The sequence below is a fragment of the Streptomyces sp. NPDC002809 genome (genome assembly GCF_040295435.1).
GTDB lineage: Bacteria > Actinomycetota > Actinomycetes > Streptomycetales > Streptomycetaceae > Streptomyces.
Genome location: NZ_JBEOVJ010000002.1, coordinates 18309 through 33303, shown reverse-complemented (window position 1 = coordinate 33303; position 14995 = coordinate 18309). Strand labels below are relative to the sequence as shown.

12 protein-coding genes are annotated in these 14995 nt (G+C 69.5%); 6 read left to right on the top strand and 6 right to left on the bottom strand.

Annotated elements, in window-relative coordinates; genetic code table 11:
- Positions 1 to 85: 85 nt before the first annotated feature.
- Positions 86 to 1420 (bottom strand): NYN domain-containing protein, encoded by a 1335-nt coding sequence (locus ABT025_RS01455; RefSeq protein ID WP_350988550.1) that lies wholly within the window; start codon positions 1418 to 1420, stop codon positions 86 to 88.
- A gap of 260 nt (positions 1421 to 1680) precedes the next feature.
- Between ABT025_RS01455 and ABT025_RS01450 the strand changes: the two genes are divergently transcribed.
- A complete protein-coding gene (locus ABT025_RS01450; protein WP_148017758.1) occupies positions 1681 to 1860 on the top strand; it encodes a hypothetical protein in 180 nt (59 codons plus the stop codon).
- 91 nt (positions 1861 to 1951) lie between these two features.
- Here the strand turns inward: ABT025_RS01450 and dnaE are convergent, their stop codons facing one another.
- Positions 1952 to 5488, bottom strand: coding sequence for a DNA polymerase III subunit alpha (gene dnaE / locus ABT025_RS01445; protein WP_350988547.1), 3537 nt, complete (start codon positions 5486 to 5488; stop codon positions 1952 to 1954).
- Positions 5489 to 5668: 180 nt separating this feature from the next.
- On the opposite strand from dnaE, the gene ABT025_RS01440 reads away from it, so the two are divergent.
- The 4 genes from ABT025_RS01440 (at position 5669) to ABT025_RS01425 (ending at position 10031) form a co-directional block, all read left to right on the top strand.
- Complete coding sequence (locus ABT025_RS01440) at positions 5669 to 6994, top strand: DUF2252 domain-containing protein (protein ID WP_350988545.1); 1326 nt, start codon at positions 5669 to 5671, stop codon at positions 6992 to 6994.
- A gap of 86 nt (positions 6995 to 7080) precedes the next feature.
- The gene (locus ABT025_RS01435) at positions 7081 to 7812 is read left to right on the top strand and encodes a hypothetical protein (protein WP_350988920.1); all 732 of its coding nucleotides are present in this window, start codon (positions 7081 to 7083) and stop codon (positions 7810 to 7812) included.
- A 51-nt stretch (positions 7813 to 7863) separates the two neighbouring features.
- A complete protein-coding gene (locus ABT025_RS01430) occupies positions 7864 to 8676 on the top strand; it encodes a DsbA family protein (RefSeq protein ID WP_350988543.1) in 813 nt (270 codons plus the stop codon).
- A gap of 392 nt (positions 8677 to 9068) precedes the next feature.
- Complete coding sequence (locus ABT025_RS01425) at positions 9069 to 10031, top strand: zinc metalloprotease (protein ID WP_350988541.1); 963 nt, start codon at positions 9069 to 9071, stop codon at positions 10029 to 10031.
- 59 nt (positions 10032 to 10090) lie between these two features.
- Here ABT025_RS01425 and ABT025_RS01420 read toward each other — a convergent pair whose 3' ends face one another.
- Complete coding sequence (locus ABT025_RS01420) at positions 10091 to 10669, bottom strand: dienelactone hydrolase family protein (protein WP_350988539.1); 579 nt, start codon at positions 10667 to 10669, stop codon at positions 10091 to 10093.
- Positions 10670 to 10718: 49 nt separating this feature from the next.
- On the opposite strand from ABT025_RS01420, the gene ABT025_RS01415 reads away from it, so the two are divergent.
- On the top strand, positions 10719 to 11840 hold the full coding sequence (locus ABT025_RS01415; protein WP_350988537.1) for a mechanosensitive ion channel family protein: 1122 nt from the start codon (positions 10719 to 10721) through the stop codon (positions 11838 to 11840).
- A 12-nt stretch (positions 11841 to 11852) separates the two neighbouring features.
- Here the strand turns inward: ABT025_RS01415 and ABT025_RS01410 are convergent, their stop codons facing one another.
- The 3 genes from ABT025_RS01410 to ABT025_RS01400 all read right to left on the bottom strand — a co-directional run bounded on the left by ABT025_RS01410 (position 11853) and on the right by ABT025_RS01400 (position 14985).
- Positions 11853 to 13439 (bottom strand): Na+/H+ antiporter, encoded by a 1587-nt coding sequence (locus tag ABT025_RS01410; protein ID WP_350988535.1) that lies wholly within the window; start codon positions 13437 to 13439, stop codon positions 11853 to 11855.
- A 137-nt stretch (positions 13440 to 13576) separates the two neighbouring features.
- Positions 13577 to 14047: a GNAT family N-acetyltransferase gene (locus ABT025_RS01405; RefSeq protein ID WP_350988533.1), complete on the bottom strand. Its 471-nt coding sequence runs from the start codon at positions 14045 to 14047 to the stop codon at positions 13577 to 13579.
- Positions 14044 to 14985 carry an RluA family pseudouridine synthase gene (locus tag ABT025_RS01400; protein ID WP_350988531.1) on the bottom strand — a complete coding sequence of 314 codons (942 nt, stop codon included), beginning with the start codon at positions 14983 to 14985 and terminating at the stop codon, positions 14044 to 14046. Before ABT025_RS01400 ends, ABT025_RS01405 begins: the two co-directional genes overlap by 4 nt.
- Positions 14986 to 14995: the final 10 nt, after the last annotated feature.

Genomic DNA, 14995 nt, shown 5'->3' with positions numbered 1-14995 from the left:
CCCGCATTACGCCCGGGGCCGCACCGATCGGACATCAACGCGGTAAACACGGGGCGGGTTGAGCACCGCGGGTACCGATGCGGCCTCAGTCCCCGGACGCCACGGCATTCTCCGGTTTCCCGACGGCGGGAGCAGGCCGGTCGGCCACCGGGAGGTGCTTCTCGCCTGCGGGGGCGTGCTCCGCCGCGGCCCGCACGTCGATCTCGCGCCAGAAGCCCGCCCGGATCGCATAGCGGTCGTGCTCGTCGATCTGGTCGTCCTTGTGCGCGAGCAGCCCGAAGCGGGCCGCGTACCTCAGCAGTTCGCCGTCGATGCGGTGCGGGATGCGGGGGTACATGGTGGACAGCTTCTGCAGGTGGACGGTCTCCGGCAGCCGTTCCATCCAGCGCCGGGCGAAGACCTGCCCCACCTCGAAGGGGTCACCGCCGACCGTGGTGATGTCCTCCTCCCGGTCCGCCCAGCGCTGCTCGGCGCTGGTGACCTGGGCGAGCGTCGGCAGGGAGGCGGTCTCGGGGGGTTCGCCGAGGGGGCCGCCTCGCTCCACCCATCCGCGGTCGGAGGACCAGCGGAGGGTCGCGTTGGCGGGGGGCGGGGCAGGCTGCTGCCGGTCCGCATGGGCCCCGGGGCCGCGCAGGGTGCCCGCGAGGTCCTTCGGGGTCGGGACGCCCCTGCCGCCCTGGCCCTGCGCGGTGTGCCCGGTGTTCTCGTCGGGCGGTGCGGACGTGCCGTTGCGGGCGGCTTCGGCCTGGGCCTCCGATGCCCGCTCGGCGGAGGCCGCGAGGGCTGCTTCGGGCAGGGGTGCGGAGAGGATCGCGGCGATCTCGGGGCGCGGTACGGGCGGCGGGGCACAGGCCCCGCCCATCTCCTTGGCCCGCACGGCCTGGGTGATCCAGGCCCGGTCCAGCACGCGCCGCTCGTCGGCCTCCGCGACCAGGTCCTCCGACTGGTTGTAGTCGCCGTCGGCGGCCTGGACGGCCCAGAGGTGGACGGCGACGCCGTGTTCCTTGGCGGACATCAGGCCGGGGAGCAGATCTCCGTCGCCGGTCACCAGGACGACGTCGGAGCAGGCGCGGTTCCTGGCGAGCTCGGTGAGCTCGGCGTGCATCGCCGCGTCGACGCCCTTCTGCGCCCAGCGCCCGTCGCTGCGGGTGAGGGCGCCCAGCCGTACCGTCACCCGCGACATGACGCGCAGCCTGCGGTGTTCGGGCTGCGGTACGCGGTCGGGGGCGCCGTCGAACCAGTAGATCCGCAGCAGAGGCTGTTCCGTATCGGCCTCGGCCCGCTCCCTGAGGCCCTGGATCAGGGCCGCGTGGTCGACGGTGATGCGGGAACGGGCGGGCTCTCCGGCCAGCAGGCTCGCGGCTGCGCCCAGCAAGTAGCCGGCGTCCACCAGGACGACGCAACGGTCCACGCGTTCCACCCTCTTCCAGGAATTCGGGAACGGGTCCAGCGGGTCCGGTCTTCGGAGAAGGATCGGATCCGCTTACTCAGGGTTTCCTTCGAGTCTGCCCGACCGCACGGGGGTTAACGGTCGGAACTCGATCATCGGCGTGGCGGATCCGGAAAACCGCGCATCATACCTCCTCACTACGCACGGTAATGATCCAACATGCGGTGTTTACCCGATTATGTGAATCTGACATCGGTCCTGGCCCCGAGAGTCCCCATAGGAGGAACACCATGGCCAAGAACAAGAACCGCAAGCAGGGCAGCCAGCAGGACCGCGCGTCCGAGTCGGAGCGCGGTGCGCAGGAGGCACGGTCCACGGCTTTCGAGTCGCAGAACCAGCCCCAGGCGCAGTCCCAGGGCAGCCCTGCCGATGTTGCGCGTAAGCATCAGCGGCGCTTCGGCCACAACTGACCGGACTTCTCCGGTACGGCCACAGGCCGGTAGCCGAGAGGGGCGCACCCGCATTCGCGGGGCGCCCCTCTCGTGCGTGTGCGGGCAGTGCTCAGCCGGCCAGGCAGGACGGGCCGAGCAGCACCTTCAGGTCTCCGAAGAGCGCGGGGTCGGCCTTCACCCGGTGCCGGTCGAGCCGGAGCACCGTGGTCTTGCGGGGGCCCTGGAGCCTGATCCGCACCTCGGTGTCGCCGCGGTGGCTGTTGAGCACCTCGCCGAGCCGGCTGACCATGGGCGGGGTGATCTTGACCGTGGGGATGGTCAGCACCACGGGGGCGTTGGTGCCCGCGTTCGAGATGTCGGGGACCTGCATCTCCATGGCGACGAGCCGGGGCACGTCCTCGCGCTTGTCGAGGCGTCCCTTGACGAAGACGACGGTGTCCTCGACGAGCTGGGTGGAGACCAGCTGGTAGGTGGCCGGGAAGAACATGCACTCGATGGAGCCGGCCAGGTCCTCGACGGTGGCGATGGCCCAGGCGTTGCCCTGCTTGGTCATCTTGCGCTGGAGGCCGGAGATGATGCCGCCGATGGTGACGATCGCGCCGTCGCTGTGTTCACCGCCGGTGAGCTGCGAGATCGCCGCGTCGGACTTGTCGCTCAGCACGTGCTCGATGCCGAAGAGCGGGTGGTCGGAGACGTAGAGCCCGAGCATCTCGCGCTCCTGGGCCAGCAGGTAGGACTTCTCCCACTCGATGTCGGAGAACTCCACGTCGAGACCGAAGCCCGGCTCGTCGCTGTCCTCCTCGCCGCCGCCGAAGAGGTCGAACTGCCCCTCGGCCTCCTTGCGCTTGACCTGCACCACGTTGTCGATCATGGGCTCGTGGTGCGCGACGAGGCCCTTGCGGGTGTGGCCCATCTCGTCGAAGGCCCCGGCCTTGATGAGCGACTCCACGGTCCGCTTGTTGCAGACGACCGCCTCGACCTTGTCGAGGAAGTCGGGGAAGGTGTTGTACTTCCCCTTCGCCTTGCGGCACCGGATGATCGAGTCCACGACGTTCTGACCGACGTTACGGATGGCCGTCAACCCGAAGAGGATGACGTCGTCACCCTGTGCGGCGAAGTTCGACTCGGACTCATTGACGTTCGGCGGGAGCACCTTGATGCCCATGCGACGGCACTCGTTGAGGTAGACCGCCGACTTGTCCTTGTCGTCCTTGACCGAGGTGAGCAGCGCCGCCATGTACTCGGCGGGGTAGTTGGCCTTGAGGTATCCGGTCCAGTAGGTGACCAGGCCGTACGCGGAGGAGTGCGCCTTGTTGAAGGCGTATCCGGCGAACGGGACCAGCACGTCCCAGAGCGCCTTGATCGCGGCGTCGGAGAAGCCGTTCTTCTTGGCACCGGCCTCGAAGAGGACGAAGTTCTTCGCCAGCTCGTCGGCCTTCTTCTTGCCCATCACGCGGCGCAGGATGTCGGCCTCGCCGAGCGAGTACCCGGCGACGATCTGGGCGGCCTTCTGTACCTGCTCCTGGTACACGATCAGGCCGTAGGTGAGGCCGAGGACCTCCTTGAGCGGCTCCTCCAGCTCCGGGTGGATCGGAGTGATCTCCTGGCGGGCGTTCTTGCGCTCGGCGTAGTTCGTGTGCGAGTTCATGCCCATCGGGCCCGGCCGGTACAGGGCCGAGACGGCGGAGATGTCCTCGAAGTTGTCGGGCTGCATCTGGCGCAGCAGGGAGCGCATCGGCCCGCCGTCGAACTGGAACACCCCGAGCGTGTCACCGCGGCAGAGCAGCTCGTACGTCTTGGGGTCGTCCAGCGGAAGCGCCAGCATCTCCAGGTCGACGCCCTTGTTGGACTTCACCATCTTGATGGCGTCGTCCATGATCGTCAGGTTGCGCAGCCCCAGGAAGTCCATCTTCAGGAGGCCGAGCGACTCGCACTGCGGGTAGTCCCACTGCGTGATGGTGACGCCGTCGGAGTGCCGCACCCAGACCGGGGCGTGGTCGACGATCGGCTCGCTGGACATGATGACGCCCGCGGCGTGCACGCCCATCTGCCGGACCAGGCCCTCGACGCCCTTCGCGGTGTCGATGACCTTCTGGACGTCCGGCTCGTTCTCGTACATCCCCCGGATCTCGCCGGCCTCGCTGTAGCGCGGGTGCTTGGGGTCGGTGATGCCGTTGAGGTCGATGCCCTTGCCGAGGACGTCGGCGGGCATGGCCTTGGTGAGCCTGTCGCCCATCGCGTAGGGGTAGCCGAGGACGCGGGCCGAGTCCTTGATCGCGTTCTTGGCCTTGATCTTGCCGTAGGTGCCGATCATGGCGACCTTGTCGGCGCCGTACTTCTCGGTCACGTACCGGATCACCTCGACGCGCCTGCGCTCGTCGAAGTCGATGTCGACGTCGGGCATGGAGACGCGCTCGGGGTTGAGGAACCGCTCGAAGATCAGTCCGTGCTCGATCGGGTCGAGGTCGGTGATGCCCATCGCGTACGAGACGATCGAGCCGGCTGCGGAGCCTCGGCCGGGGCCGACCGCGATGCCGTTGTTCTTGGCCCACATGATGAAGTCGGCGACGACCAGGAAGTACCCCGGGAACCCCATCTGGATGATGATGTCCATCTCGTACTCGACCTGCTTCTGCCGGTCCTCGGGGACCCCGCCCGGGAAGCGGCGGTCCATCCCGACGCGGACCTCCTCCTGGAACCAGGTGATCTCCGTGTAGCCGTCCGGGATGTCGAACTTCGGCATCAGGTCGCGCTTCTCGAACATCCCGGTGGTGTCGATCTGCTGCGCGACCAGCAGGGTGTTGGCGCAGCCCTCCTGCCAGGCGTCTGAGGAGTCGACGCCGTACATCTCGTCCGTCGTCTTGAGGTAGTAGCCGGTGCCGTCGAAGCGGAAGCGGTCCGGGTCGGAGAGGTTCTTGCCGGTCTGGATGCAGAGCAGCGCGTCGTGCGCGGTCGCCTCGCTGGCGTAGGTGTAGTGCGAGTCGTTCGTCACGAGCGGCGGGATGTTCAGCTTCTTGCCGATTTCGAGGAGCCCGTCACGGACCCGGCGCTCGATCTCGATGCCGTGGTCCATCAGCTCCAGGAAGTACTTGCCCTCGCCGAAGATGTCCTTGTAGTCGGAGGCCGCCTGGACCGCCTCGTCGAACTGCCCGAGCCGCAGCCGCGTCTGCACCTCGCCCGAGGGGCATCCGGTGGACGCGATCAGGCCCTCGGACCACTGGGAGATCGTCTCCTTGTCCATGCGCGGCCACTTCTGCAGCCAGCCCTCGGCGTAGGCGTCCGAGGACAGCTTGAAGAGGTTGTGCAGCCCCTTGGCGTTCGACGCCCAGATCGTCTTGTGGGTGTAACCACCCGAACCGGAGACGTCGTCGCGCTTCTGGTGCGGCTGGCCCCACTGGATCTTCCGCTTGTGCTTGCGCGACTCCGGAGCGACGTACGCCTCGATCCCGATGATCGGCGTCACGTTCGCCTTGACGGCCGAATGGAAGAAGTCGTACGCCCCGTGCAGGTTGCCGTGGTCCGTCATCGCGATATGGGACATGCCCATCTCGTTGCAGGCCTCGAACATGTCCTTGAGCCGCGCGGCACCGTCCAGCAGCGAGTACTGGGTGTGGACGTGAAGGTGCGTGAAGGGCGGCTTGGTCACGGCGCTGTGCCTCCGGGGGCGGGGATGACGGGGCGGGGGGGGACAGCGTGGAAGTCTACGTCTCCGAGGTGACAAGCGACGGGCACTCCGCGATACGGTCGCGCGTTGGAAGGGCGGGAGCACCCGTCCCTTTTGTCATGTACGTCGTCATGCAGGCCAGGTACCAGGAGGCACCCAGAGATGTCGGAAACGCAGACCGGCGCAGCGCAGCGCGGGGAGCAGATCCTCGAGGTCTTCGACACCGCTTTCGGTGAGCTGCTGGCCGCCGATCCGGCTGCCTTCCGGGTGAAGTTCCGCAAGATGGCGGGCTCGTCCTTCGCCTTCTACCGGGGCACGGCGTGCCTCTTCTACAACGACCTGGAGCGGGAGCGGCACGGCGGCCCGTATCTCGACGAGCGCACCGGCCGGGTGTGGATCCACGGCGATCTGCACGCGGAGAACTTCGGCACGTACATGGACGCCAACGGGCGCCTCGTCTTCAACGTGAACGACTTCGACGAAGCCTATGTGGGCCCCTTCACCTGGGACCTCAAGCGCTTCGCCGCCTCCGTCGCCCTGATCGGTTACGCGAAGGCGCTGGGCGACGACCAGATCAGCGAGCTCGTCCGGGTCTACGCGGCGGCCTACCGCGAGCGGATCCACGCGCTGGCGACGGGCGCGAAGAACGACGAGGTGCCGCCGTTCACGCTCGACACGGCCGAGGGGCCGCTCCTGGACGCCCTGCGGGACGCCCGCTCCCTGACCCGGTTCTCGTTGCTGGACTCGATGACCGAGATCCGTGACTTCGAGCGCAGGTTCGCGGAGGGCGGCGGCTCGATCGACCTGGACGCGGCAACGCGCTACAAGGTCCTCGCGGCGTTCGACGGCTATCTGGAGACGCTGCCGGAGTCGAGTCTGACCCGCCCTGACTCCTACCGGGTCAAGGACGTCGTCGGCCGTCGCGGAATCGGCATCGGATCGGCCGGGCTGCCCTCGTACAACATCCTCCTGGAGGGCAACAGCGACGCCCTGGAGAACGATGTCGTGATCTATCTCAAGCAGGCGCAGACCCCTGCCGTCTCCCGGCACATCACGGATACGGCGGTGCGGGGCTACTTCCAGCACGAGGGGCACCGCACGGTGATCTCGCAGCGTGCCCTCCAGGCGCACGCCGACCCGTGGCTGGGCTGGACCGAGCTGGACGGGGCCGGTCAGCTGGTCGCCGAGGTGTCGCCGTACGCGGTCGACCTCGACTGGTCCGACATCGACGAGCCCGATGAGATCGCGGCCGTCGTCGCCGACCTCGGCCGGGCGACGGCGACGATGCACTCCGCGGCGGACGACGAGAGCGGCCACTCGCTGGTGCCGTTCTCCACCGAGCGGGCGATCGACGCGGCGATCGCGGCCGACGAGGAGGGCTTCGGAGACCTGCTGGTGGACTTCGCCCACAGCTACGGGGCCCGGGCGCGCGCGGACCACCAGATCTTCGTGGACCTGTTCCGCAACGGCCGCATCCCGGGGCTGTAGGAAGCCCGCAAGGAGCTGTAAGCCTTCCCACAGTGCCCCGGACCTTTAAGGCTCGCATACAGGTTCGCATGCGACACTCCCTGACGATGGACATCTCCGGCACGCAGCTCAGAGTCGTACGCGCGGCGCTTTTCACAGCGCTCGTCGTGACGCTCTCCGCTGCCTCCCACGTGCTGCTCTCCCGGGTCCCGCTGCCGATGACCCTCGTCGCCGTGCTGGCCGGCGCCGTCTTCGTCGTGGCCTACGCGCTGGCAGGCCGGGAGCGTGGCTTCGGGGCCATCGCCGGGCTGCTGGTGCCCCTGGAACTGACCGCGGACACCGTCTTCACCACCGGCCAGCACCTCTGCTACGGCGCGGCGGGCGGCCCGATCGCGGGCCCACTGCGGTCGGTCGGCGTCGACGTGCTGTGCGGCGGCGGTGACGTCGGGACGGGCGCGGCGGGGCTCGGCGGCGTCGGCCAGGTGGGCACTCCCCTGACCTCGGTGACCGCCGGCGGTCACGGCGCGGCCGCGCTGCTGGCCTCGCCCGGCCCCCTGGTGCCGTGGCTGCTGCTGGCCGCGCATGTGACGGTCGGGCTGCTCGCCGCAGCCTGGCTGCACCGCGGTGAGCTGGCGCTCGCCGGGCTGCTGGGCACGTTCGCCCTGCTGGCCTTCCGGCCGCTGCTGATCGCGGTGGCCGTGGCGGGGGCGGTCCGCCGCTCCGTACTCCTGAAGGCCGGTACAGGCGGCCCCGGCCCGCACCTGCTCGTCCACAGCCGCTTCCTGGTGCACTCCGTGGGACGGAGGGGACCGCCGCGCTCGGCCTGCGCCACCGCCTGAGCACGCAAGTCCCTGATGACGTACGACCACGCACCCCACGGAGAACCGACCATGAGCAAGCGCAACAGCCAGGCCAACAAGTCCGCCGCCCGCGAGCGGCTGCGCGTGGAGCGCGAGCGCCAGGCCAAGAAGGACCGCACCCGCCGGCAGGTCGTCGTCGGCGTCTCGGTCGTCGCCGCCCTCGCGATCATCGGCGGCGGCGCCTACGGCGTGATGCAGCTGAACAAGCCGGACCACTGGGACGCGGCGACGGACGCGAAGAGCGTCACCGCACCGAAGAACACCTCGGGCAAGGACGGCACGACCGTCGTGGTCGGCAAGTCGACCGCCAAGAAGACCCTGGAGCTGTACGAGGACTCCCGCTGCCCGGTCTGCGCCAGTTTCGAGCAGACCGTCGGTGAGACCGTCCACAAGGACGTCGACGCGGGCAAGTACAAGGTCAAGTACATCGGTGCCACGTTCCTCGACAGCAACGGCGGCGAGGGCTCGAAGAACGCGCTGAGCGCCCTGGGCGCCGCGCTGAACGTGAGCCCCGAGGCCTTCCTCGACTACAAGTACGCGCTCTACTCCGCGAAGTACCACCCGGAGGAGACGGACGACAAGTTCAAGGACGACTCGTACCTGATCAAGGTCGCCGACACGGTGGACGCGCTGAAGGGCAATGACGCCTTCCAGAAGAACGTCGAGGACGGCACGTACGACGCCTGGGCGATGAAGATGTCCGCCGTCTTCGACAAGAGCGGCGTCGAGGGCACTCCGACGCTGAAGATGGACGGCAAGACGCTGACCGGTTCGGACAGCCAGAACGCCCCGATGACGGTGGCGGACTTCAACACCGCGATCACCGCCGCGCTGAAGGGCTGATCCGCCCGGCCCCGGACGAACGGGCTGGTGAACCCACCGGGTTCACCAGCCCGTTCGCGTCCGTCGTACGCGCGGACCGTCAGGATCCGGCCACTGCGGGCCGTGTTGACGGCAGATGACGACGCCGTGCCGGGCGACTTCCTCCAGGGATCCAATGCGGACACACCGGCCACGAGTACGTCCCCGTAGATGACGTTCGTGTCTCAAACTCCGGAGCGGGCAGAAGATTTTCTTCCCGTTGCGCCGATTTGCACCATGAATGATTGGGCCGGATCGATCCTCGTCCACACATGACATGCCCACGTAATCTCCCCGGCGGCGGGTGAGGAAATCCCTCCCCCACACATCCGCGAGGAGTCCCTGTGCGCACTCTTGCTCGTATATCACCGCGTATGCGTCACCGTGCGATCGGCACCGCCGTCCTGGCCGGAACCCTGGCCCTGGCACCCCTCTCCGTCTCCTCCGGCGCCACCGCCGCTTCCGGCAGGGCCGCCACGGCCGCCTCGGCCGAGGCCTGCGCCGACGCCCCGGCCGGCGCCACCGCCCGCCAGGCCCGCCCCTCGGGCCCGCAGCACGCCGCGGATCCCAACGCACTCACCACGGCCCAGGCCGCGGCCATCGACAAGCAGCTCAAGCAGAGAGTCGCCGAGCGCCGGGTCACCGGCTCCACGCTCGCCGCCGGCGCGACCGTCCCGGTCTACTTCCACGTCATCCACTCGGGCAGCACGGGCAAGCTCACCGCGGGCGACATCAGCAGCCAGATGAGCGTGCTGAACGCCGCGTACAGCGGCCAGGGAACCGGCAACACCCCCTCCGGCTTCCAGTTCTCCCTGGCGGGCACCGACTACACGGACAACGCCACCTGGTACAACGTCTCCTCGGGCTCATCGGCCGAGAAGGCGATGAAGACGGCCCTGCGCAAGGGCGGCAAGAACGCGCTCAACGTCTACACCGCCAACCTCGGCGGCGGACTGCTCGGCTGGGCGACCTTCCCGAGCTCCTACAGCTCCAGCCCCTCCATGGACGGCGTGGTGATCCTGGACACCTCGCTCCCGGGCGGCTCCGCCACCAACTACGACGAGGGCGACACGGCGACGCACGAGGTCGGCCACTGGATGGGGCTCTACCACACGTTCCAGGGCGGCTGTAACGGCAACGGCGACTACGTCTCCGACACCCCCGCGGAGAAGACCGCCGCCTTCGAGTGCCCGACCGGGCGCGACACCTGCACCAACAAGACGGGTGTCGACCCCATCCACAACTTCATGGACTACACGTACGACTCCTGCATGTACCAGTTCACCGCGGGCCAGGTGCAGCGGATGAGCGACAGCTGGGTCGCGTACCGCGGCTGATCCGCTCTCTCATGCCCGAGGGGCCCCGCGCCGTTCCGTGCGCGGGGCCCCTCGTGTGCTCACAGCGTGGCGAGGAAGCCGATCGCGACCTTCCAGGCCAGCTCGGCCGACGCCTGGTCGAAGTCCGGCAGTTCCGCGTCGGTGAACAGGTGCCCCGCGCCGGGGTACCGGTAGACCTCGACATCGGCGCCGGTCCGCTGCATCTGCAGATACCAGGAGTTCAGCCAGTCGTGCGTCTCGAACGGGTCCGGGTCGGCGACGTGCAGCTGCACGGGCAGCTCGTCCACCGACGCGTTCTCGGCGATGTCCGACGTGCCGTGGAAGAGCAGCAGCCCGCGCGCCTTCGCGTCCCCGAGCGCCAGCGTCTGGGCGACGGACGCACCGAGCGAGAAGCCCACGTACACCAGCCCGCGGTCGGAGTAGGGTGCGGCGGCCAGCACGGCCCGCTTGAGCAGCTCCTCCTTGCCCGTCTCCTCCTTGAAGGCCAGTCCTTCCTCGACGGATTCGAAGGTGTGTCCCCCGAAAAGATCGGGAACGTGCACCTCATGCCCGGCGGCACGCAGCCGGTCGGCGGCCGCGTGCACCGCGGGGCGCAGACCGTACGTCGAGTGGAAAAGCATGATGTTCATGAGGTCCATGGTGCCAGTTCACCGGGACCTCCGAGCCGAGAGCATGGAGAGCGACGACATGGAGAACGTACTGCGTCCGCTGATCGTCCTCGGCGGGGCCGCCCTGATCACTCTCGTGGCGGGCTGGCTGCTCGACCTGCTGCTCAGGCGGGCCGACGGCCGGCACCACGAGACCCCGTTGTGGGGTCTGCTGCGGCGCTGCCGGATCCCGTTCCAGCTGACGCTGTGCACGGCCCTGCTGCGGGGCACCTACACACAGACCCGGCTCGACCTGGTGAAGGTCCACCGGGCGGGCATCGGCCAGGTGCTGACGCTGGTTCTGATCGGCGCGTCGGCCTGGCTGGTGGTGCGGATCGCCGTCGCGGTGGTGGACTCGGTGTACGCGCGCTACGCGGCGAACACCCGGGACCCGGCACGGGTGCGGCGGGTGCGGACACAGGTGACGCTGATCCAGCGGGTGGTCATCGCGATCGTGACGACCGTCGCCGTCGCCGCGATGCTGCTCACGTTCCCCGCCATGCAGACGGTCGGCACCTCGATGCTGGCCTCGGCCGGCGTCCTCGGCATCGTCGCGGGTGTCGCCGCCCAGTCCACACTCGGCAATCTCTTCGCGGGCCTGCAGATCGCCTTCGGCGACATGGTGCGGATCGGTGACACGGTGGTGGTGGACGGCGAGTGGGGCACGGTCGAGGAGATCACGCTGACCTTCCTCGCGGTCCGGACCTGGGACGAGCGGCGGATCACGATGCCGGTCTCGTACTTCACCAGCAAGCCGTTCGAGAACTGGTCGCGCGGCGGGGTCCAGATGAGCGGTTCGGTCTTCTTCCACCTCGACCACTCGGCGCCGGTCGCCGCCATGCGCGAACAGCTGCGGGACATCCTGGGCGAGTGCGCCGCATGGGACGGCCGGGACTGGTCGCTGGCGGTCACCGACACCACGCCCTCCACGATCCAGGTGCGTGCGGTGGTCACGGCGAAGGACGCGGACGACATCTGGACGGTGCGCTGCGCGGTCCGGGAACAGCTGATCGGCTGGCTGCGCGACCACCATCCGTACGCGCTGCCGAGGATCGCCACGGCCCCCGCGGCGCTGCCGCCCGGTGACGCGTGGCCGACGGTGAACGGCACGGACGAGAAGTCCGGGGGCTGGGGCAGGGCGCCGCGCACCGGGCGCGGCTGAAGGGAACCGGCGTCACCGCAGGCTGCGTACGTCCAGCTGGCGCAGCACCCGGTCGACCACCTCGGGGTCCGCCCCGGCCTCGCTGCGCGCGGAGAGCACCGCGTGACGGGCGGCCGACATCATCTCGCGCTGGACGCGGTTGACCGCCTTGAACCGTTCGGCGCGCTGCGCGTACGCCTCGCGCCGCTCGTCGTCGACCATGTCGGGGCTGATCCGCGCGCCCACGTCGTAGGCGAGCCGCTGGAGACGTTCCGCGAGGTCCTCGGGGAACTCCTCCACCTCCTGGATCTCCTTGAGCCGCTGCTTGGCCGCCTTGGCGGCGCGGATCGCGAGGTCCCGCTCCAGCGCGGCCTCGGCGTCGGTGTCCGCCCGGACCCCCAGCCGGCGCACCAGCCAGGGAAGCGTGAGGCCCTGGAAGACCAGCGTGACCATGATCACGGCGAACGCGATGAAGACGATCTCGTCGCGGCCGGGGAACGGCTTCCCGTCATCCGTCTCCAGCGGGATCGCCAGCGCAAGGGCGACCGAGGCCACGCCGCGCATCCCGGCCCACCACATGATCACGGTCTCCCGCCAGCTGGTGGGGATCTCCTCGCTGACGTCGCGGCGGGTGTGCAGCCGTTTGGCCAGCCAGGTCGCGGGGAGCAGATAGAGCAGCCGTACGCCGACGACGACGGCGACGACGGCCAGCGCCCAGCCGGCCATCTCCAGTTCGCGCCCGTCGGCGGTACCGAAGACGTTGTGCAGTTCGAGGCCGATCAGTCCGAAGGCGACACCGGTGACGAGGGTGTCGACGATCTCCCAGAAGGTGCGGCCGGTGAGCCGGCCGAGGACGTCGTCGGCGTCGGCCGTGTGCTCGGCGAGGAAGAGCGCGGTGGTCAGGACGGCGAGCACGCCGGAGCCCATCAGCTCCTCGGCGAGCACATAGCTGACGAACGGCACCAGCAGGGAGAGGCCGACCTGGAGGGTTGCGTCGCCGAGCAGGCCCATGAGTTTGATCGTGAGCCAGCCGAGCGCGGCGCCCACCGCCACGGCGACGACGGCCGACAGGACCAGCAGTCCGAACGCCTCGGGAACCGAGAAGGTGCCGCTCACCGCCGCGGCGATCGCCACGTGGTACAGCACGATCGCGGTCACGTCGTTGAACAGCCCCTCGCCCTCCAGGATGGAGACGAGCCTGCGGGGCAGCCCGACCGATCCGGCCACAGCGGTGGCCGCGACCGGGTCGGGCGGGGCGACGAGCGCGCCGAGTGCGACGGCCGCTGCGATGGGCAGTCCGGGAACGACCGCGTTGGCCACCGCGGCGACGGCCGCCGTCGTGAGGAAGACCAGCGCCACGGCCAGCAGGAAGATCGGCCGTTTGTTGGCGGCGAACTGCCGCCAGGAGGTGCGCTGCACGGAGGCGTAGAGCAGCGGGGGCAACAGCGCGGGAAGAATGATCTCGGGCGGGATGTCCACGTTCGGTACGAAGCTGAGGAAGGCCATCACGACGCCCATGAGGGTCATCAGCACCGGCGCGGGAAGCCCGAGCCGGTCCCCCAGTGGCACGGTGACCACGGCTCCGAGCAACAACAGGAGCAGCAGGGCCATTTGATCCACGAGGTGCCTTCCGGAGCGCGCCGGGCCGGCCTCGGTGACCGGCCGGCCTCGGGTTCAACCCTGCCATGCGGGCCCTGCGAACCGGCCAACGCCCCCGCCGTGGACCCCGTGGCGTCGGCCTGATCCGGACGGGAGGCCTACGCCTCCACGGCCCGGCGCATCGCCCGGTGCGGAATGCCCGCGTCCGGGAACTCGGGGCCGTAGGCGGCGTATCCGAGCCGCTCGTAGAAGCCGAGGGCATGCGTCTGGGCGTGCAGGTCGACGGCCGACAGGCCGCGTTCGCGGGCGGCGTCCTCGATGGCCCGTACCAGGGCCGCTCCGACCCCGAGGCCGCGGGCCCCCTTGGTCACGGCGAGCCGGCCGAGCGAACCGACGGTGGGATCGCCGCCGGTCTTCGCCGCCACGGCCGGGCCGTGCAGCAGCCGTCCGGTGCCGAGCGCCGTGCCGTCCGCTGCGACGGCGATGACGTGCACCGCGTCCGCGTCGTAGGCGTCGTACTCGATCTCCTCGGGCACGTTCTGCTCGCCGACGAAGACGTCCCTGCGGATCCGGAAGCAGGCGGCGCGGTCCTCCTCGTCGGTGACCGTGCGGGTGGTGTAGCCGGTCATTCGCTCTCTGCCGCGATCCGGTCGAGGGCCTGCTGGAGGTCGTCCGGGTAGGTGCTGGAGAACTCCACCCAGCTGCCGTCCGACGGGTGCTCGAAGCCGAGCCGGACCGCGTGGAGCCACTGCCGGGTCAGGCCCAGCCGCTTGGCCATGGTCGGGTCGGCGCCGTAGGTCAGGTCGCCGACGCAGGGGTGGCGGTGGGCGGACATGTGCACCCGGATCTGGTGCGTGCGGCCCGTCTCCAGCTTGATGTCCAGGAGGCTGGCGGCGCGGTACGCCTCGATCAGGTCGTAGTGCGTCACCGAGGGCTTGCCCTCGGCGACGACGGCCCACTTGTAGTCGTGGGTGGGGTGGCGGCCGATGGGGGCGTCGATGGTGCCGCTCATCGGGTCCGGGTGGCCCTGGACCAGCGCGTGGTACTTCTTGTCGACGATCCGGTCCCGGAACTGGGCCTTCAGCAGGGTGTAGGCCCGCTCGGACTTGGCGACGACCATCAGCCCGGAGGTGCCCACGTCGAGCCGGTGCACGATGCCCTGGCGCTCGGCGGCGCCCGAGGTCGAGATCCGGTACCCGGCCGCGGCGAGGCCGCCGATGACGGTGGTGCCGGTCCAGCCGGGGCTCGGGTGCGCGGCGACGCCGACCGGCTTCATGATCACGACGATGTCGTCGTCGTCGTGGACGATCTCCATGCCCTCGACGGGTTCGGCGACGATCTGGACCGGGGCGGGAGCCTGCGGCATCTCCACTTCCAGCCAGGCGCCGCCCCGCACCCGCTCGGACTTACCGACCACCGAACCGTCCACCTGCACCTTCCCGGCGGCGGCCAGCTCTGCGGCCTTGGTCCGGGAGAAGCCGAACATGCGGGAGATGGCGGCGTCGACGCGCTCGCCTTCCAGGCCATCGGGTACGGGCAGGGTTCGGATCTCGGGATGCGTACTCACCTGTCGAGTA

Coding starts and splice junctions, on each gene's coding strand:
- ABT025_RS01415 (WP_350988537.1), top strand. CDS start 10,719: ATGGAGAACGTACTGCGTCCGCTGATCGTCCTCGGCGGGGCCGCCCTG.
- ABT025_RS01430 (WP_350988543.1), top strand. CDS start 7,864: ATGAGCAAGCGCAACAGCCAGGCCAACAAGTCCGCCGCCCGCGAGCGG.
- ABT025_RS01440 (WP_350988545.1), top strand. CDS start 5,669: ATGTCGGAAACGCAGACCGGCGCAGCGCAGCGCGGGGAGCAGATCCTC.
- ABT025_RS01450 (WP_148017758.1), top strand. CDS start 1,681: ATGGCCAAGAACAAGAACCGCAAGCAGGGCAGCCAGCAGGACCGCGCG.
- ABT025_RS01405 (WP_350988533.1), bottom strand. CDS start 14,047: ATGACCGGCTACACCACCCGCACGGTCACCGACGAGGAGGACCGCGCC.
- ABT025_RS01420 (WP_350988539.1), bottom strand. CDS start 10,669: ATGGACCTCATGAACATCATGCTTTTCCACTCGACGTACGGTCTGCGC.
- ABT025_RS01425 (WP_350988541.1), top strand. CDS start 9,069: ATGCGTCACCGTGCGATCGGCACCGCCGTCCTGGCCGGAACCCTGGCC.
- ABT025_RS01435 (WP_350988920.1), top strand. CDS start 7,081: ATGGACATCTCCGGCACGCAGCTCAGAGTCGTACGCGCGGCGCTTTTC.